This is a genomic window from Nocardia sp. NPDC004654, from assembly GCF_040609595.1.
GTDB lineage: Bacteria > Actinomycetota > Actinomycetes > Mycobacteriales > Mycobacteriaceae > Nocardia.
This window is the reverse complement of record NZ_JBEXKI010000004.1, coordinates 219,669-238,092: the sequence shown is the minus strand read 5'-3', so window position 1 is coordinate 238,092 and position 18,424 is coordinate 219,669. Positions and strand designations below refer to the sequence as shown.

The window sequence follows — 18,424 nt, the reverse complement described above, 5'->3', positions numbered from 1 at the left end:
GCAGCAGAGAGAACAAAACGTACGACCGTTCGTGTAAATAAAGTACGACCGACCGTTCGTATTTGCAAGACTGTGGTGGAACAATGGGGGCATGGCCGAGACGACAACCGATCAGCGCCTGGCCAAAGGCGCCCGCTCCCGTGCATCGATCGCCCGGCACGCCGCCGATGTGGCGTCCGTCGAAGGGCTCAACGGTGTGAGCATCGGGCGACTCGCCGCCGACCTCGGGATCAGCAAGAGCGGCATCGCCACGCTTTTCGGGTCGAAGGAATCCCTCCAGCTCGCCGCGGTGCAGGCCGCGCGCGAGGTCTTCACGGCCAGGGTGATCGAGCCGAGTCTCGGCGTGCCGCGCGGTGTGCCGCGGCTCCGTGCGTTGGTCGACCGCTGGTTCACCCACGTGACCGAACCGGTCTTCCCCGGCGGCTGCTTCCGCACCGCCACCCTGGTCGAATTCGACAGCAGGCCGGGCCCGGTGCGCGACGCTGTCGCCGCCGACCACGAGGACTGGATCGAGTTCCTCACCACCGTGATTCGCAAAGCCCAGGATCAGGGTGAGCTGCCCGGCCGCGACGCGGACGCGCTCGCTTTCGAACTGGACGCCATCATCAGCGCGGTCAGCACGGCGCGCCAGCTCGGCGACGAAACCACAGTGCACACCGCCCGCGCGATCGTCGACCGCCTACTGACGTGAAAGAGTTTCGGCGCGAAGGGGAAACGGCTGAAGAGCGCCCGTCCGCGACGCTGCCACGCACTTGCGCTGCGGAAGTCGTGCCGAGGCTCAGGCGGAGAGGGAGAGGGTGGCGGCGCGTGCCGCGTCGTAGCGGTCCCAGACGATCTCGGTCATGGCGGGGTGCGCGCCGATGACGTTCGCGTGCACGAGGTCGGGGGCAGCGGTCGCCAGCCGGTCGGTGAGCAAGCCGGGGGCGAGGAACCACGGGGCGAGCAGGATGCGATCGGCGCCGCGTGCGCGCAGGCGGGAAACCGCTTCGTGGACGGTGGGTTCCGTGGTGGCGAAGCAGATTTCGGTGGGCCAGCCGGTCATCGCGGACAGGTGGCGGGCGACGTCGGCGCTGCGTGCGTTGGCGGCGTGGGACGAGGAGCCGACGGCGGCCACCGCGATGCCGAGGCGTGTGTCTTGTTCCGGAACAGCCTGGGACCGAGAGGTGTTCGGGACGTCCGATGCCGCCGGAGTGTTGTGATCGTCCGTTGTCCCGAGGGCTTCCACCGCGCGATCCTTCAACGCCTCGATGAGGCGCGGATCGGGGCCGAGAACGTCCGCCTGCGTGAGCCGCAGTCGCGGGTGCCTGGCGCGGCACTCGTCCAGCAGACCGGGCAGGTCGATCCGCGCGTGAAAGGCGCTGCCCAACAACAGCGGCGCCACGATCGCATGGGTATGCCCCTGCGCCGCGACGGCGTCCACCACCTGCTCGACCGAGGGCGCGCTCAGATCGAGAAAAGCGAGGTGGACATCGAGATCGGGCCGGGCGGCCGCGATCTCGGCGACCACGGCCGCCATGGTGGCGGCCGAGCGTGGATCACGGCTGCCGTGCGCGACCGCTATCAACGCGGGTGCGGTAGCGATTCGCGCTGGAGCGGTGAATCGACGGTCGCCGCGCGGCGGCACCGGCGGCGCGCCGATGCCGCGCGCGGCGAACACGTCGGTCATCCTCAGGCTCCGGTGCCGACCTCGACCGCGGTCAGCACATCGCCGACCAGGCCCGCGCCGAGCGTGTTGCCGCCCGCTGGGTCGATCAGCAGGAAGCTGCCGGTGTGCCGGTTGGCCCGGTAGTCGTCGGCCGCGATCGGCTCGGCGACCCGCACCGAGATGCGCCCGATGTCGTTGAGCTCCAACGCTTCCGGGTTCGGGTCCGCGGCGAGCCGCTGCTCGTCGAAGCGTTCGATGAGCGCCCCGACGATGGCCTGGGTAGTGCGGGTGCCATGCTTGACCAGCAGTCGGGCGCCGGGGCGCAGCGGCTTGTCACCCAGCCAGCAGACCGTCGCGTCGAAGCTGTCGATCGGCTCCGGCGCGTCGGCCACGGCGGCGATGATGTCGCCGCGGGAGATGTCGACCTCGTCGGTCAGGATCAGCGTCACGCTGCGCCCGGCCTGCGCGACGGCGAGCTCGCCGTCCGGGGTGTCGATGCGCTCCACCGTCGTGCGCACACCGGAGGGCAGTACCACGATCTCGTCGCCGGGCGCCACCGAACCGGCCGCGATCTGACCCGCGTAGCCGCGGTAGTCGGGGTATTCGGCGGTGCGCGGGCGGATCACGTACTGCACCGGGAAACGCAGACCGAGCGAGTGCGCGCCGGTACTGTCGGCGTCGACCGGCACCGACTCCAGGTGTTCGATGAGCGACGGCCCGTCGTAGTACGGGGTGTTCTCGGAGCGGCTGGCGATGTTGTCGCCGTGCAACGCGGAGACCGGGATCTCCAGCACGTCCTCGGCCGCCCAGCCCAGGGTGCTGGTGAGCTTGTTGAACTCGGCGGAGATCTCGGCGAACACCGTGGCGGGGTCGTCCACCAGATCGATCTTGTTCACCGCGAGCACCAGCTTCGGCACGCCGAGCAGCGCGAGCACCGCCGCGTGCCTGCGGGTCTGCTCGATGACGCCCTTGCGCGCGTCGACGAGCAGGATCACCAGCTGCGCGGTGGACGCGCCGGAAACGGTGTTGCGGGTGTACTGCACGTGCCCGGGGGTGTCCGCGAGCACGAAAGACCGCTTGGGCGTTGCGAAGTAGCGGTAGGCGACATCGATGGTGATGCCCTGCTCCCGCTCCGCGCGCAGCCCGTCCACGAGCAGCGAGAGATCCGGGGTGGCCAGACCCTTGTCCACCGACGCGCGGGTGACGGCGTCGATCTGGTCGGCCAGCACGGACTTCGTGTCGTAGAGCAGCCGTCCGACCAAGGTGGACTTGCCGTCGTCGACAGAACCGGCGGTGGCCAGCCTCAATAGGTCGGACATATCAGAAATAACCCTCTCGCTTGCGGTCTTCCATCGCGGCTTCGGAAACCCGGTCGTCACCGCGGGTGGCGCCACGTTCGGTCAATCGGGACGCGGCTACCTCGGCGAGGATCGCCTCGTTGTCGGCCGCGTCGGAAATGATGGCGCCGGTGGTGGATCCGTCGCCGACGGTGCGGTAGCGCACCGAACGGGTCTCCAGCACCTCGCCCTCGCGCGGGCCGCCCCAGACGCCCGGCGTCATCCACATGCCGTCGCGCTGGTACACCGGGCGCTCGTGCGCGTAGTAGATGGTCGCGAGTTCGACGTTCTCCCTGGCGATGTAGCGCCAGATGTCGAGCTCGGTCCAGTTGCTCAGCGGGAACACGCGCACGTGCTCGCCAGGAGCGTGCCTGCCGTTGTACAGGTTCCACAGCTCGGGGCGCTGGCGCTTCGGGTCCCACTGGCCGAAGGCGTTGCGCAGCGAGAAGATTCGCTCCTTGGCGCGGGAGCGCTCCTCGTCGCGGCGGCCGCCGCCGAACACCGCGTCGAAGCGGTTCTCGGTGATGGCGTCCAGCAGCGGCACGGTCTGCAGCGGGTTGCGGATGCCGTCCGGGCGCTCGGTGAGCCTGCCGTCGGCCAGGTAGTCCTCGACGCTGGCGACGTGCAGGCGCAGCCCGTACTTCTCGACCACCTTGTCACGGAACTCCAGCACCTCGGGCAGGTTGTGGCCGGTGTCCACGTGCAGCAGCGCGAAGGGCAGCGGCGCGGGCCAGAAGGCCTTGAGCGCCAAGTGCAGCAGCACCGTGGAGTCCTTGCCGCCGGAGAACAGGATCACCGGCCGCTCGAACTCGCCCGCCACCTCGCGGAAGATGTGGATGGCCTCCGACTCCAACGCCGCGAGGGTGTCGAAGTCGGTGATGCCAAGGGAGCGTTCACTGATGATCTCGGTCATGATTGGTGCAACCCGCATTCGGTCTTGGCGAGGCCGGCCCAACGGCCGCTTCGCGGATCGGATCCCGGCTCCGGCTTCCGTGTGCACGGAGCGCAGCCGATGGACGGATATCCCTCCTCCACCAGGGGATTGACGAGGATGCCGTGCTGTTCGATGTAGGACTGCATCTCGTCGTCGGACCACGGCGCGATCGGATTGATCTTCACCAGGCCGAAGGCTTCGTCGTAGGAGATCAGCGGCGCGTTGGCGCGGGTGGGAGCCTCCACCCGGCGGATACCGGTGACCCAGGCGTTGTAGCCCGCCAGCGACTTCTTCAGCGGTACGACCTTGCGCAGGCGGCAGCACTCGCCCGCGTCACGCGCGAACAGGTCCTTGCCGAGCAGCTCGTCCTGTTCGGCGACGGTGTGCTCCGGGCGGACGTTGACCACGTTGACCCCGTACACGGCCTCGACCGCGTCGCGGGTGCCGATGGTCTCCGCGAAGTGGTAGCCGGTGTCCAGGAACAGCACGTCGACGCCGGAACGGACCTGCGCGGCGAGGTGCACGAGCACGCCGTCCTGCATGTTGGAGGCGACGATGTAGCTGGAGCCGAAGGTCTCCTCGGTCCAGCGCAGCAGGTCGGCCGCCGAGGCGTCGGGGCCGAGTTCGGCCGCACCGCGTTCGGCGATCGCCCGCAGCTCGTCTTCGGCGAGCTTGTTCGCGAGTTTGGTTGTCACAGTTGATCTCCCGTCAGCCGAGTCACGATCGTGCTCATCGCAGGTCGGCCTCGTCGGCGCGCACCGCCCATTGGGCGAACCGCTCGTCCGCGTTCCGGTTCTTGACGAAGTTGCGCACCACGCGCTCGATGTAGTCGCCGAGTTCGGCGCTGGTCACCTTGTGCTGGCGCAGCTTTCGGCCGAAGCCGCTGTCGAGTCCGAGGCTGCCACCGAGGTGAACCTGGAAGCCCTCGACTTGATTCCCCTCGCCGTCGTCCACCAGCTGGCCCTTGAAGCCGATGTCGGCGATCTGGGACCGGCCGCAGGAGTTCGGGCAGCCGTTGATGTTCACCGTGATCGGCACGTCCAGCTGGGCGTTGACGTCGGCGAGCCGCTGCTCGAGCTCCGGCGCGAGCACCTGGGAGCGCTTGCGGGTCTCGACGAAGGAGAGCTTGCAGAACTCGATGCCACTGCACGCCAGCAGGTTTCGCCGCCAGATGGACGGACGGGCCTGCAGGCCGAGCGGTTCCAGTTCGGTGATGAGCTGTTCGATCTTGTCGTCGGCGACGTCGAGCACGATCAGCTTCTGGTACGGGGTGAAGCGGATCCGGTCGGCGCCGATCTTCTCGACGGCGTCGGCCACCTTGGTCAGGACGGTGCCGGAGACGCGCCCCGCGATGGGGGAGAAGCCGACGGCGTTGAGGCCGTTGCGCAGTCGCTGCACGCCCACGTGATCGATCGGCTTGGCGGGCTGCTCGGGCGCGGGGCCGTCGATCAGCTTGCGCTTCAGGTACTTCTCCTCGAGCACCTCGCGGAACTTCTCGATGCCCCAGTCCTTGACCAGGAACTTCAGCCGCGCCTTGGTGCGCAGGCGACGGTAGCCGTAGTCGCGGTAGAGGGAGACGACGGCCTCCCACACGTCCGGCACCTCGTCCAGCGGAACCCAGGCGCCGACGCGCTGAGCGAGCATCGGGTTGGTGGACAGGCCACCGCCCACCCAAAGATCCAATCCGGGACCGTGCTCTGGGTGCTCGACGCCGATGAACGCGACGTCGTTGATCTCGTGCACCACGTCCTGCTGACCCGAGATCGCGGTCTTGAACTTGCGCGGCAGGTTCGAGTACTTCTTGTCGCCGATGTAGCGGCGCACGATCTCCTGGATCGCCGGGGTGGTGTCGATGATCTCGTCCAGCGATTCACCGGCCAGCGGCGAGCCGAGCACGACGCGAGGGCAGTCGCCGCACGCCTCGGTGGTCTGCAGGCCGACCTCCTCGAGCCGCCGCCAGATCTCCGGCACGTTCTCGATCTCGATCCAGTGGTACTGGACGTTCTCGCGGTCGGACAGGTCGGCGGTGTCGCGGCCGAACTCGGTGGAGATCTGGCCGAGCGTGCGCAGCTGCGCGACGTTCAGCGCGCCGCCGTCGCAGCGCACCCGCATCATGAAGTACTTGGCCTCGAGCAAGTCGATGTTCTCGTCGCCGGTGAAGGTGCCGTCGTAGCCCTGCTCGCGCTGGGTGTAGAGGCCCCACCAGCGGAACCGGCCGCGCAGGTCGGCCTTGTCGATGCTGTCGAATCCGCCCTTGGCGTAGATGTTCTCGATGCGGGCGCGGACGTTGAGCGGGTTGTCGTCCTTCTTGCTCTGCTCGTTCGGGTTCAGCGGCTCCCGGTAGCCGAGGGCCCACTGACCCTCCGACTTGCGGCGCACGGGCTTGCCGGTGCGGGCGCGCGGCGCTGTCGACGCCTCGGGACGCGGGCGGTCCGGCCGTACGCGGCGCTCGGTGGCCGGGCGTTCGGGACGCGCCTGCCGGGGGGTCGGCTGATCGCTGGGACCGGCGTCGGTGCTCGACGTCATGAGGTCGCTCCTGCTGGGTGGGTGGTACATCCGTGCTGAGGGCGCATCGGGGATGGCAGCCGGCGAAGCCGGCGGGGCGGGTAGGGGCTGGGCGGAACTCGCGTCCGCGGTATCAGCGGACCGATGCGATGGGATCGCCGGGAGACCGGAAGAAGGGCGCCGCTGAGCTACCGGTGAGAACCGGGCAGACAGCAGGCGCTACAGACGCGCTTGTAGTCGACGTGGCGACGTGCCACAAGTCGTACTCCCGATGCGCGCATGAAGGCCATTGTGCCACGTCAGAAAGGGCGTTCAGACCGTCATCCCGGTATTCCCCGCGAAATAGGGGGAAATTCCCTGGACCGCGGGGTCTATTTGTGATGGTCGTCATATTTCCCGCCGCGAATGCGGCCGGTGATTCGCCCGAAGTGTCCGATGTGAACCGCGGCACGCTCCATTGACCTCGAGTTACCTCGAGGTACGAGTGTGTGTCCCATGAGTACCGCACCTGTCGACCCAGAAGTCGAAGTAGCCGCCATCCGTCAGATCGTCGCCACCGTGGAGCACGTGCAGCAGCACGAACTCGTCGACGAATTCGTCGCGCTGTTCCGCGAGGACGCCATCTGGACCACCGGTCACGGCAAGCGCCTTTTCGGCCGCGACGCCATCGCCGAGTTCACCGCCGCGGTGCTGCCCGGCGCGACCGCGCACGGCAAGGCGACCTACGAACTCGAGCACGTGCTGTTCATCCGCCCCGACGTGGCCGCGGTCAAGGTGCGCCAGCGGTACTTCACCAACGATGGCGTTCTGGAGAGCGAGGGCACCCCGATGTACGTGATGGCCAAGGAAGACGGCCGCTGGCTGCTCACCGCGAACCAGAACACGCCGATCATGGCGGAGTGAACCCGGTTCGTTCGTGGTCGCGCGGCGTCGTTCGGTTCGCGCGGCCACGGCGCCGTGTCATGTGGGAGGGTGGTGTCGCGTGAGTTCGGTCGTCAGGACGCTGAGCGCGCGTCAGGAACTCGGAGCGAGGAGCGGCTTGGTGGAAGCGACGTTCGATGTGGCCGGACTGGTAGGGCATCGCTACCGTACGGACGACTACTACGAAGTGGGTCGGGAGAAGATCCGCGAGTACGCGCGAGCCGTGCAGGACTTCCATCCGGCGCACTGGAGCGAGGACGCCGCGGGCGATCTCGGGTACGCCGGTTTGGTCGCGCCGACCACGTTCATCTCGACTCCCGCGATGCTGGCCAACCGCAAGCTCTTCGAAACGGTCATCACCGGCTACGACGTGTTCGTGCAGACCGATCAGGTCTTCGAGATGTACAAGCCGGTGCTCACCGGCGACCGGCTGGTCAGCGATGTCGAACTGTCCGGTGTTCGCCGCATCGCGGGCAAGGACCTGCTCACCGTCACCAACACCTTCGTCGATCAGACCGGCGAGGTCGTGCAGATCATGCATACGACCATCGTCGGCATCACCGGCGACGACATCGACGCCGGTATCGGCGAGGCGATCGATCGTGTGGTCATGCACGGTATCGACATGGCTTCTCGTCCCGCGGCCTCGGCGGCACCAGCGCAAACCGGGGCGAACCCGGTTTCCGAGACCGGCTCACTCCTGTCCTCGATCTCGCGGACGCGCGTCCCGCATACCGCGATCCGATTCGAGGACATCGCCGTCGGCGACGAGCTTCCCAGTCGGATCGTGCGGCTGACGCGGGGCGATCTGGTGAATTACGCCGGAGTCTCCGGAGATGCGAACCCGATCCACTGGCACGACGGGGTGGCCGCGCTCGCGGGTCTGCCCGATGTGATCGCGCACGGCATGCTCACCATGGGTCTGGGAGCAGGCTTCGTCACCGGTTGGCTCGGTGACCCGGGCGCGATCACCAAGTACGCGGTCCGGCTGTCGAACTACACCGTCGTCGAAGCCGGTTCCGCCGGAAGCGTCGAGTTCACCGGGCGTATCAAGTCGGTCGACCCCGAGAGCAGGAGCGCTGTGGTGGTCATCGTCGCGAAGTCCGCGGGGCGCAAGGTGTTCGGTCTCGCCACCGCGGACGTTCGCTTCGCGTAGTCTTCGGTGCCGCATCCGCCGGGGCGCTGTCCGCGCCAGCCCGGCGGCGCGGTGCCGCAAGGTCTTTCGAATCGGAGGCGGCGCGAGGTGTTTCGCGCCGCCGTTCGCTCAGGCCGCCTCGTCCTGATGGGCGCCGCCGAGCCCCTGGCCCCAGCCGCCGTCGACCGGCAGTTCGACGCCCGTGGTGAAAGTGGCGTCGAAGGCGAGGAACAGCGCTGCCTTGGCGACCTCGTCGACGGTGCCGTTACGGCGCAGCGGCGTGCTCTGCTCGCCTTGCCGCAGGAAATCGGCGCGCTGTTCGGCGGTGAGGCCGACCACGCCCATCGTGGGGGTCTCGATGAAGCCCGGCGCCACGGCGTTGACCCGGATCCGGCGCGGCAGCAGCTCGGCGGCCAGCACCTGGGATATCGCGCGCAGCGCCTCCTTCGACCCGGAGTACGCGCTGAGGCCGGGGAAGATGACGTCGTTGGCCACCGTGGTGAAGACGATCGAGCCGCCGTCGGCGAGCAGCGGGGCCAGCCTGCGCACCGTGAAGAACGCGCCCTTGGTGTTGATGGCGAACTGCCGGTCGAACGACTCCTCGGTGGCCTCTTCCAGAGTCTGGAACTCGGCGGTCCCGTGATTGACGAACAGCGCGTCGACGCGCCCGAGCCGCTCCTCGACCAGAGCGCCGAGCGCCTCGATGTCGCCCATGTCGGCCGCGTCGGAGGCGACCACGTGCGCCTTCCGTCCGGCCAGCCGCTCGCGCGCCTGCTCGATCGTCTTCTGATTGCGGCCGGTCAGCACCACCTCCGCGTTCTGGTCGAGCAAGGCCTCGACGATGGCCAAGCCCATTCCGTGGGTACCGCCCGTGACCACTGCCTTCTTGTCGCCGTGCATTGCCGGTCCTTTCTCGGTTCCTGATGAGCATCTCGGTTACTTCTGGTAACCGAGATGATCTTCGGGCACCGCGTCTGAACTGGGAAGAAGGCACTTTTTTGTCAGTCGGTTACCGGGCGGATACCGGAGATCGTCGGCACATCCGGGGCGCCCGATGGTCCCCGGCCGGAGGGTCTGGCGGTTCGGCGGGCACACTGGACAGGTGAGTTCCGCCGTACCCCTCTCGGAGATCGACGCCGACGCGCCCGTGCTGCGCGACTTCGGCGGCGGCCCGTTCGGCGTTTACGTGCACGTGCCGTTCTGCGCGACGCGCTGCGGATACTGCGATTTCAACACCTACACCGCCGGTGAGCTGGGCAGTTCGGCCTCGCCGCAGTCGTGGCTCGTGGCGCTGCGCGGCGAACTGATCGAAGCCGCCGAGCAGTTCGGCAGGCTGCCCTCGGCCACGCCCGAGGTCTCGACCGTCTTCGTCGGCGGCGGCACGCCGTCGCTGCTCGGTGGCGATGGTCTCGCCGCGGTGCTCGACGCCGTTCGCTCGGCGTTCACCCTCGCGCCCGACGCCGAGGTGACCACCGAATCGAATCCGGAATCCACGTCGCCGGAGTTCTTCGCGCGCATCAGGGCGGCCGGGTACACCCGCGTCTCGCTGGGGATGCAGTCGGCCGCTCGGCACGTGCTGGCCGTGCTGGACCGCACCCACACGCCGGGCCGCGCGGTCGCCGCCGCCCGCGAGGCGCGCGCCGCGGGCTTCGAGCACGTCAACCTGGATCTGATCTACGGAACGCCCGGCGAGCGCGACGCCGATCTCGACGCCAGCCTGGACGCGGTGCTCGAGGCCGGAGTCGATCACGTCTCCGCCTATTCGCTCATCGTCGAGGACGGCACCGCGCTGGCCCGCAAGGTGCGCCGCGGCGAACTGCCCGCGCCGGACGAGGACGTGCTCGCCGCCCGCTACGAACGCATCGACTCCCGTCTCACCGCCGCCGGACTCGGCTGGTACGAGGTATCCAATTGGGCGGCGAACGATTCCGCTCGGTGCAGGCACAACCTCGGCTACTGGGACGGCGGCGACTGGCTCGGCGCCGGTCCGGGCGCGCACAGCCACCTCGGAGGGGTGCGCTGGTGGAACATCAAGCATCCGGCCCGGTACGCCGAGCGCGTCGCCCGCGGTGGACTGCCCGCCGCAGGCTGGGAAGCCCTCACCGACGACGAGCGCTACCTCGAACGCGTCATGCTGACAGTGCGCCTCCGCACCGGCCTCCCACTGGCCGATCTCGCCCCCTCCGCCGCGCCCGCCGTCGACCGAGTCATCGCCGACGGCTTGGCCTTCCGATCCGACGACCACCTGGTCCTCACCGACCGCGGTCGCCTGCTCGCCGACGGTGTGGTGCGCGACCTCCTCGCCTGAACCCCGCGGCCACAACACCTTCCGCTCCGCCTGCGCGACAGGCTCGCCGATCACTCGCTCGCGCAAGCGTTCCCACAAGCCTGGACGCGCAGCAGTAGAGATGCCGGAAGCCGAAGGGCCGCAGCTGTTCGACTGGACTAGGGCTTCAAACCTGCATGGCCGCAGTGCATTTCGCGGCGACTACCGCGCCGGGTACTTGCGGTCCAGCCATTCGTCGAACGTCGGCCCCGCCAGGATCGCGTTCGGTCCGGGGAGCAGCGCACCCGCGGCTTGGAGCTCGTGGTTGGGGTCCTCGGTGTCGACGATCTCCTCGACGCGGGACGGTTTGCCCAGGCGTGCGGCGAGTTTCGTCACTGCCGCGGCGAGGTTCAACTCCTCGGGGCCCGCGATCTCGACTAGGTCGGACGACTCGTCGGCGACGGCGAGCGCGGCCAGTTCTTCGGCGACGACGCGCGCCGCGACGAGCTGTGCGCGGTAGCGCGGCACGTAGGCCGCGTCGTCGCGGGTGGTCCAGTCGAGCATCATCTCGGTGAACTCGTGGAACTGCGCCGCGCGCAGGACCCGCACCGGCACCGGTCCTTCGCGGTAGGCCGCCTCGTGCGCGAGCTTCCCGGCGTAGTGCCCCGCGGTGAACTCATCGATGCCGATGATCGAGAGGACCGCGATCCGCCGCACGCCAGCCGCGGCCGCTTCCTGCTGCACGTTGCGCGCGATGGTGCGGAAATAGTCCGTCACGGCCGCGGTGTCGGTGGTGTTCGCGTTGACCGCGTCGACCACGATGTCCACCCCGGCCAGCGCGCCGGCCAATCCCGCGCCGGTGTAGACGTCCACGCCCGCACCACGACTGATCGCCACCACCTCGTGGCCCTGGTCCCTCAGCGCGTCGACCACTTCGTGGCCGATCCGCCCGCTCGCGCCCACTACTGCGATTCGCATCCGGTGACTCCTCCATGTCGATTCCTACGCCGAGACGACGATGTGGTGACCCGAGGTGTGACACGTGTCCGAGAACGTCCTGTTGTGAGAACTATCGCAGATCGGAGAACCCGCGTAGGCTCCGGCTCGACACCGAGGAGTCCTATGCCACAGGCACGAGACGTCGATCAGTTTCCGGTTCATGGTGAATTCGCCGAGGCGAGGGCCGCCGAAAAGGCGGAGAGCGCACGCCAGCACGCCATCGCCGCCCGCACGGTCGCCGGATACGCCCAAGATGCCGCCGATTGCGAGTCCCTGCTCGCCATGCTCGGGCTCGACGCCATGGCGGGCAAGCGCGCCAAGGGTTTCGACAGCCGCTGAGCGTCGCGAACCGGGCGGCACTACCGTCCGATGCCCGGCGTGGGCGCCCGGGCTGTCCGACCGTGCCCGTTGCGGTTCGCGACATCTTCGCCGACAATGCCTGCCTGCGGCCCTGTCGCGTGCCCCGCGGGACGGGCGATTGGCGGGTCGGCAACTAAACTGGATACTCAGACGACCGGGCGGCCGCGGCGTTTCACGCGCCCCCGGATGCGTCGGCGGGCCCGCGGAGTATCGAGAAGGCGAGGAGGTGGGGCCGATGTCGAGCACCGAGGATCGGCGCTTCGAGGTCCTACGCGCGATCGTCGCGGACTATGTCGCCACCAAGGAGCCGATCGGCTCGAAAACCTTGGTGGAACGGCACAATCTGGGTGTCTCCAGCGCGACGGTCCGCAACGACATGGCGGTGCTCGAGGCCGAGGGATACATCACCCAGCCGCACACCAGCTCCGGGCGCATCCCGACCGACAAGGGCTACCGGCAGTTCGTCGACCGGATCTCCGAGGTGAAGCCGCTCTCGCCCGCCGAACGGCGCGCGATCATGGAGTTTCTGGAATCCGGCGTCGATCTCGACGACGTGCTGCGCCGCGGCGTGCGGCTGCTCGCTCAGCTGACCAGGCAGGTCGCGGTGGTGCAGTACCCGACGGTGTCGGCGTCGACGGTGCGCCACATCGAGGTCGTCGCGCTGAATCCGGCGCGGCTGCTGCTCGTGGTGATCACCGACACCGGCCGCGTCGATCAGCGCCTGGTCGAGCTAGGCGCGGTGATCGATGACGAGGACCTGGCCGCGTTGCGCGCCATGCTCGGCGGCGCGATGGACGGCAAGCGCCTGGCCGCCGCCTCGGCCTCGGTCGCCGAACTTCCCGAGCGCGCCCCGCGCCAGCTGCGCGACGTGCTGATCCGGGTGTCGACCGTGCTGGTGGAGACCCTGGTCGAACATCCCGAGGAGCGGCTGGTGCTCGGCGGCACCGCGAACCTCACCCGCAACGCCGGCGATTTCGGTCTGCCCGGCTCGCTGCGTCAGGTGCTGGAGGCGCTGGAGGAGCAGGTGATCGTGCTCAAACTGCTCGCCGCCGCACAGCATCCCGGCACGGTGACGGTGCGGATCGGCGAGGAGACCCAAGTCGAGCAGATGCGCACCACGTCGGTGGTGTCGACCGGCTACGGCGTCGAGGGCACGTTGCTCGGCGGTATGGGTGTGCTCGGCCCCACGCGGATGGACTATCCGGGCACTATCGCCTCGGTCGCGGCCGTGGCGCGCTACATCGGCGAGGTGCTGGCCGAGCGCTGACGCCGAACCGTGCCAACGGCGCTGCTACCCTCGAACCTCTGGCCGGATAAAGTTGAGTGCATCCGACTAATGCCGATGGTGTCGGCATTCGGTTGGAGCGGCACAGGCGAGTCACAGCGACCAAGGACTAGAGAACTCAAGTGGCACGGGACTACTACGGACTGCTCGGCGTCGCGAAGAACGCGACGGACCAGGAGATCAAGCGCGCCTACCGCAAGCTGGCCCGCGAACTCCACCCGGACGTCAACCCCGACGAGGCCGCCCAGGCCAAGTTCAAGGACGTGTCGGCGGCCTACGAGGTGCTCTCCGATCCGGAGAAGCGCCGGATCGTCGACATGGGCGGCGACCCGCTCGAGTCCGGCGGTGGCGGCGCGGGCTTCTCCGGCGCAGGCTTCGGCGGCCTCGGCGACGTGTTCGAGGCGTTCTTCGGCGGCATGAGCGGCGCGGGCGGCGGTCAGCGCAAGCCGCGCGGCCGGGTGCAGCCCGGCGCCGACTCGCTGCTGCGCACCCGCCTCAGCCTCGCCGAATGCGCGGTGGGCGTCACCAAGCACCTGACCGTCGACACCGCCATCCTGTGCGACAACTGCCACGGCGCGGGCACCAACGGCAACTCCAAGCCGGTGCGCTGCGAAACCTGTGGCGGCGCGGGCGAAGTCCAGTCCGTGCAGCGCTCGTTCCTCGGCCAGGTGCTCACCTCGCGGCCGTGCCCGACCTGTCGCGGCGCGGGCGAGACCATCCCCGACCCCTGCCACAAGTGCGGCGGCGACGGCCGGGTCCGCGCTCGTCGCGAGATCGCCGCGCCCATCCCGGCGGGTGTGGCCAACGGCATGCGGGTCCGGCTGGCCGCGCAGGGCGAGGTCGGTCCGGGCGGCGGCCACGCGGGCGATCTGTACGTGGAGATCGTGGAGCAGCCGCACGACGTGTTCGTCCGCGACGGCGACGACCTGCACTGCACCATCCGGGTGCCGATGGTGGACGCCGCGCTCGGCACCACCGTGGTCATCGACACGATCCTGGACGGCCCCACCGAGCTGACCATCGCCCCTGGCACCCAGCCCAACGAAGTCTCCGTGCTGCGCGGACACGGCATGCCCCGGCTGCGCTCGGGCGCCCGCGGTGACCTGATCGCGCACCTGGACATCGTGGTGCCGACCAAGCTGGACAGCAAGCAGACCGACCTGCTGCGCAAGTACAAGGGCATGCGCGAACGCGACCGCGCCGAGGTGATGACGGCGCAGTCCGAGCACAACAGCGGCCTGTTCGCGCGGTTGCGCGCCTCGTTCAGCGGGCGCTGAGTCGTTGGCCGCCACGGTCTTCTACCTCGACGACATTCCCGAGCCCGGCGCGATCGCGGTGCTCGACGGTCCGGAGGGGCGGCACGCCGCGACCGTGCGGCGCATCCGGGTCGGCGAGCCGATCACCCTGTCCGACGGACGCGGTGTGCTCGCCGAATCGGAGGTCGTCGCCGCCCAGCGCGACCGGCTCGACCTGAAGGTGCTGAACAAGACCGTGGCGCGACCGGTTTCGCCGCGCGTCACGGTGGTGCAGGCGCTGCCGAAGTCGGACCGATCGGAGCTGGCCGTCGAGCTGATGACCGAGGCGGGCGCCGATGTCATCGTGCCGTGGCAGGCCGCGCGCTGCGTGGCGAACTGGGAGGGCAAGGCCGCCAAGGCCGTCGACAAGTGGCGTGCCGCGGCGCGCTCGGCGGCCCGCCAGTCCCGCCGCGCCTACATTCCCGAGGTCGCCGATCTGCACCGCACCCGCGATCTGCTCGAGCTGGTGCGCAAGACCAAGGCCGAAGGCGGGATCGTGGCCGCGCTGCACGAATCCGGCGGCGGTCGTTTCACCGAGCTGCCGTTCGGGGACGCGCCGGAGGTGGTGCTGATCGTGGGCCCCGAAGGCGGACTCGACGACGCCGAGCTGGCCGAACTCGGTACGGCCGGAGCGGATGTCGTACTGCTCGGGCCGACGGTGCTGCGCACGTCCACCGCGGCCGCGGTCGCGCTCGGCGCGTTGGGAGCGCTGACCGCGCGCTGGTGAGCGGCCGGATCGTGTTCGGCCTACTGCCTTTTGGCCGGCGCGCCGTGGCATCGCCGATCCGCCCCGTTTGGGCTCAACGGCGGGGGATATCCCGCAGGTAGCCGACGTGGCCGCACCGGGATGTGGAAGGGCTGGTTTCCGTAGTGGACGAGAAGGCGAAAGCCAAGGGTGAGCGGGGCGCGATGCCGTCCGAGGTGAGCGGCAAGCTGTCGGTGTTCGACAAGTTCGCCACCGCGGCGAGCAGTGTGGCGTCGCGGGCCGGATTCTTCATGTTCTGCGTGCTGCTCGTGGTGCTGTGGGCTCCGACGTTCCTGGTGCTGCCCTCGATCGACACCTGGCAGCTGGTGATCAACACCGCCACCACGATCATCACCTTCCTGATGGTGGCCCTGTTGCAGAACACCGAATCGCGCTCCGACGAAGCGCTACAGCAGAAGCTCAACGCGATCGCCGACGCGATGGCGGACTTGATGGACGAGCTCAGCGCCGACCACCCCGAATTGCGCCGCCACCGAGCCGAATTGGCCGATGCGGTTGGGTTGGAGAATCGGGAGTCGACCTGACGATCGCTCCGGTCGCCGGAGTCGAATCCGTTGTCGAAGAATGTCTGCGGGTCTATCGGCAGAGTTTCGCCGTGGCGCGCGACTCCACCGGCGACGCCGCGGCGGACGGAACGGCGTCGCGAGAACGGATCGTCGCGACGGCGAACAGGACCGCCCCGGCCGCGAGCAGCGCGCCGACGACCCCGACCAGACCCACCCAGCCCGCGTGCGCGAAGGCGAGGCCGGACAGGCCGCCGACGACCGCGCTGCCGAGGTAGTAGAAGAACAGGTACAGCGACGAGGCGGCCCCGCGATTGCCGCGGGCCAGCGTGCCGACCCAGGCGCTCGCGACCGTGTGCGCGGCGAAAAAGCCCGCAGTATAGAGCAATACGCCCGCGACGACGCAGCCAAGCCGATCCGGCACGCTCAACGCCAGCCCGAGGCCCATCACCGCCATCGACGCGGTCAGCATCCGCTGCCTGCCGACGCGGTCGGCCAGGCGACCGCCCCAAGCCGACGTCACGGTGCCCGCCAAGTACAGCAGGAACACCGAACCCGCCACCGCCGCGGGCAATTCGAAGGGTCGCTGGGTGAGCCGGTAGCCGAGGAAGTTGTAGATCGAGACGAAGCCGCCCATCAGGACGAAGGCCAAGCCGAACAGCGCGAGCAGCTGACGGTGCCGCAGCTGCCGCCCGAGATCGCCGAAGACCGTGCGCAGTCCGGCGGGCCGCGCGACGAAGCCGCGCGAGGGCGGCAACAGCCGGACGAACCACACCGTGCAGGCCGCGGCGGCCACGCCGACCGCCGCCGCTGCCCACCGCCAGGACGCCACGTCGAGGGTGAACGAGGGAATCAGACGTCCGGCCAGACCACCGATCGTGGTGCCCGCGACGTACACGCCCATCGCGGCGCCGAGCCCTTCGGCGCCGATCTCCTCCGCCAAATACGCCATCGCCACCGCCGGAACCCCGGCCAGCGCGATGCCCTGCAACGCCCGTCCGGCCAGCAGCGCGTCGAGCGAGGGACTGAATGGAACCAGCAGGCCGATGACCGCGGCGGCCGCCGCCGAACCGATCATCACCCTGGTCCGGCCGATCCGGCTGGACAGCGCGCTCACCGGCACGATGGCCAGCGCGAGACAGCCGGTGGTGAGCGAGACCGCGAGCGCCGCGCGGGCGGGCGTGGCGCCGAACGCCGTGGACAGGCTGGGCAACAGCGCCTGCGCGTTGTACATCGAGGCGAAGGTGGTGAGACCCGCCGCGAACAACGCGATGGTGATCCGGCGGTCGTGCGCCGCGTCGCTGCCGGTCGTGCGTCCCGCGATGGTGCTTGCCGTGGTGGTCATGGCTACCTCCTGTTCTCAGCATTGCCACCGCCCCTTCCGAAAGGAAATGAATAATGAACAATGGCTTGATGCTGTAGGCGCATATAGGGAGGTAGCGAGGTGCTCGGCGAGGATTTGCAGTGGTTCACGACACTCGCGGAATTGGAACGGATGAGCGCGGCCGCGGAACGCCTGCACATCGCCCAGCCCACGCTGTCGCGGATGCTCGCCCGGCTGGAGCGCAGGCTCGGCGCGGAATTGTTCGACCGGCGCGGAAAGCGGATCGCGCTCAACGAATTCGGCCGCGTCTATTACGAGCACGCGCGCCGCGCGCAGGCCGAACTCGACGCCGCGGGCCAAGCCGTCGCCGATCTCGCCAATCCCGCGCGGGGCGTGGTGCGGCTGTCGTTCCTGCATTCCTTCGGCGGCTGGCTGGTGCCGCAGTTGATCGCCGGTTTCCGGCGCAACGCGGGCCGGGTCACCGTGACGTTGCGCCAGGGCGCCGCCGAGAAGATCACCCGCCAGGTCCTCGACGGCGCGGCCGACCTCGCCGTCGTCTCGCCGCGTCCGAGCGCGCCCGGCCTCGGCTGGCGCGGCCTGCTGCGTCAGCCGCTGGTGCTCGCCGTGCCCGCCGAGCACCGCGTGGCCGGGCGCAGGCAGGTGCGTCTGGCCGACCTCGGTGGCGCCGAGTTCATCACCATGCATCCCGGGTTCGGTATGCGGCGCATCTTCGACGAACTCTGCGCGGCCGCCGACATCCGCCCGCGCGTCGCCTTCGAGGCGAGCGACCTGGTCACCGTCACCGGGCTGGTCTCGGCGGGCCTCGGCGTCGCGCTGCTCCCGCTGGCGGATCCCGCGCCGTCCGCCGCGCGCTCGGGCCTGGCGCTGGTTCCGCTGGCGGACGAGGGCGCGTGGCGTGAGGTGGGGCTGATCTGGTCGGCCGCCGCCGCGCCGTCGGACGCGGTGCGACGTTTCCGTGACTTCGCCGAGGATTGGTCGGACGGCCACGGGGGAATATCCAGCACACGGCGGGAGTGGCCGCCGCATCGGTAGCCGTTTATTCACTGTCCGCTGTCGGTGGGGCGCGTTAAACTTTTGTCATTCACCACGGCTGTCGAGACCGGAAAGCAGGCTGTAACCACTTTTGCG

At 69.2% G+C, this 18,424-nt stretch carries 19 protein-coding genes; 10 read left to right on the top strand and 9 right to left on the bottom strand.

Going from position 1 to position 18,424, the window contains the following annotated elements:
* Positions 1-91: 91 nt before the first annotated feature.
* Complete coding sequence (locus ABZV58_RS15395; RefSeq protein WP_355000767.1) at positions 92-691, top strand: TetR/AcrR family transcriptional regulator; 600 nt, start codon at positions 92-94, stop codon at positions 689-691.
* Between the two features lie 87 nt (positions 692-778).
* Here the strand turns inward: ABZV58_RS15395 and ABZV58_RS15390 are convergent, their stop codons facing one another.
* The 6 genes from ABZV58_RS15390 to ABZV58_RS15365 form a co-directional block, all read right to left on the bottom strand.
* Positions 779-1,666 (bottom strand): sirohydrochlorin chelatase, encoded by an 888-nt coding sequence (locus ABZV58_RS15390; protein WP_355000766.1) that lies wholly within the window; start codon positions 1,664-1,666, stop codon positions 779-781.
* Positions 1,667-1,668: 2 nt separating this feature from the next.
* A complete protein-coding gene (locus tag ABZV58_RS15385; RefSeq protein ID WP_355000765.1) occupies positions 1,669-2,964 on the bottom strand; it encodes a GTP-binding protein in 1,296 nt (431 codons plus the stop codon).
* A 1-nt stretch (position 2,965) separates the two neighbouring features.
* Positions 2,966-3,895: a sulfate adenylyltransferase subunit CysD gene (cysD, locus tag ABZV58_RS15380; RefSeq protein ID WP_355000764.1), complete on the bottom strand. Its 930-nt coding sequence runs from the start codon at positions 3,893-3,895 to the stop codon at positions 2,966-2,968.
* Complete coding sequence (locus tag ABZV58_RS15375; protein ID WP_355000763.1) at positions 3,892-4,611, bottom strand: phosphoadenylyl-sulfate reductase; 720 nt, start codon at positions 4,609-4,611, stop codon at positions 3,892-3,894. The genes cysD and ABZV58_RS15375 overlap by 4 nt, the downstream gene beginning before the upstream one ends.
* A 34-nt stretch (positions 4,612-4,645) precedes the next feature.
* Positions 4,646-6,442 (bottom strand): nitrite/sulfite reductase, encoded by a 1,797-nt coding sequence (locus ABZV58_RS15370; RefSeq protein ID WP_355000762.1) that lies wholly within the window; start codon positions 6,440-6,442, stop codon positions 4,646-4,648.
* 167 nt (positions 6,443-6,609) lie between these two features.
* Positions 6,610-6,702, bottom strand: coding sequence for an Ms4527A family Cys-rich leader peptide (locus ABZV58_RS15365; RefSeq protein WP_355000761.1), 93 nt, complete (start codon positions 6,700-6,702; stop codon positions 6,610-6,612).
* Between the two features lie 214 nt (positions 6,703-6,916).
* Between ABZV58_RS15365 and ABZV58_RS15360 the strand changes: the two genes are divergently transcribed.
* Together ABZV58_RS15360 and ABZV58_RS15355 are read left to right on the top strand one after the other, a co-directional pair.
* Positions 6,917-7,324, top strand: coding sequence for an SgcJ/EcaC family oxidoreductase (locus ABZV58_RS15360; RefSeq protein ID WP_355000760.1), 408 nt, complete (start codon positions 6,917-6,919; stop codon positions 7,322-7,324).
* Positions 7,325-7,460: 136 nt separating this feature from the next.
* Entirely contained in the window at positions 7,461-8,498 is a 1,038-nt protein-coding gene (locus tag ABZV58_RS15355; protein ID WP_355001148.1) for a fused (3R)-hydroxyacyl-ACP dehydratase subunits HadA/HadB, read from the top strand.
* Between the two features lie 108 nt (positions 8,499-8,606).
* On the opposite strand, the gene ABZV58_RS15350 is transcribed toward ABZV58_RS15355, so the two are convergent.
* Positions 8,607-9,377 (bottom strand): SDR family oxidoreductase, encoded by a 771-nt coding sequence (locus tag ABZV58_RS15350; protein ID WP_355000759.1) that lies wholly within the window; start codon positions 9,375-9,377, stop codon positions 8,607-8,609.
* A gap of 229 nt (positions 9,378-9,606) precedes the next feature.
* Here ABZV58_RS15350 and hemW point away from each other — a divergent pair, with 229 nt between their 5' ends.
* Positions 9,607-10,785 carry a radical SAM family heme chaperone HemW gene (gene hemW / locus ABZV58_RS15345; RefSeq protein ID WP_355001147.1) on the top strand — a complete coding sequence of 393 codons (1,179 nt, stop codon included), beginning with the start codon at positions 9,607-9,609 and terminating at the stop codon, positions 10,783-10,785.
* 180 nt (positions 10,786-10,965) lie between these two features.
* Here the strand turns inward: hemW and ABZV58_RS15340 are convergent, their stop codons facing one another.
* A complete protein-coding gene (locus ABZV58_RS15340; RefSeq protein ID WP_355000758.1) occupies positions 10,966-11,721 on the bottom strand; it encodes an NAD(P)H-binding protein in 756 nt (251 codons plus the stop codon).
* 144 nt (positions 11,722-11,865) lie between these two features.
* Between ABZV58_RS15340 and ABZV58_RS15335 the strand changes: the two genes are divergently transcribed.
* The 5 genes from ABZV58_RS15335 (at position 11,866) to ABZV58_RS15315 (ending at position 15,972) form a co-directional block, all read left to right on the top strand.
* The gene (locus ABZV58_RS15335; protein ID WP_355000757.1) at positions 11,866-12,081 is read left to right on the top strand and encodes a hypothetical protein; all 216 of its coding nucleotides are present in this window, start codon (positions 11,866-11,868) and stop codon (positions 12,079-12,081) included.
* 256 nt (positions 12,082-12,337) lie between these two features.
* Complete coding sequence (gene hrcA / locus ABZV58_RS15330; protein ID WP_355000756.1) at positions 12,338-13,369, top strand: heat-inducible transcriptional repressor HrcA; 1,032 nt, start codon at positions 12,338-12,340, stop codon at positions 13,367-13,369.
* Positions 13,370-13,509: 140 nt separating this feature from the next.
* Positions 13,510-14,664 (top strand): molecular chaperone DnaJ, encoded by a 1,155-nt coding sequence (gene dnaJ / locus ABZV58_RS15325; RefSeq protein ID WP_355000755.1) that lies wholly within the window; start codon positions 13,510-13,512, stop codon positions 14,662-14,664.
* Positions 14,665-14,668: 4 nt separating this feature from the next.
* Positions 14,669-15,409, top strand: a complete 741-nt coding sequence (locus tag ABZV58_RS15320; protein ID WP_355000754.1) for a 16S rRNA (uracil(1498)-N(3))-methyltransferase — start codon at positions 14,669-14,671, stop codon at positions 15,407-15,409.
* Between the two features lie 182 nt (positions 15,410-15,591).
* A complete protein-coding gene (locus ABZV58_RS15315; protein WP_355001146.1) occupies positions 15,592-15,972 on the top strand; it encodes a low affinity iron permease family protein in 381 nt (126 codons plus the stop codon).
* A gap of 52 nt (positions 15,973-16,024) precedes the next feature.
* Here ABZV58_RS15315 and ABZV58_RS15310 read toward each other — a convergent pair whose 3' ends face one another.
* The gene (locus ABZV58_RS15310; protein WP_355000753.1) at positions 16,025-17,296 is read right to left on the bottom strand and encodes an MFS transporter; all 1,272 of its coding nucleotides are present in this window, start codon (positions 17,294-17,296) and stop codon (positions 16,025-16,027) included.
* Positions 17,297-17,395: 99 nt separating this feature from the next.
* Between ABZV58_RS15310 and ABZV58_RS15305 the strand changes: the two genes are divergently transcribed.
* Positions 17,396-18,328, top strand: a complete 933-nt coding sequence (locus tag ABZV58_RS15305; RefSeq protein ID WP_355000752.1) for a LysR family transcriptional regulator — start codon at positions 17,396-17,398, stop codon at positions 18,326-18,328.
* The last annotated feature ends 96 nt before the right edge of the window (positions 18,329-18,424 follow it).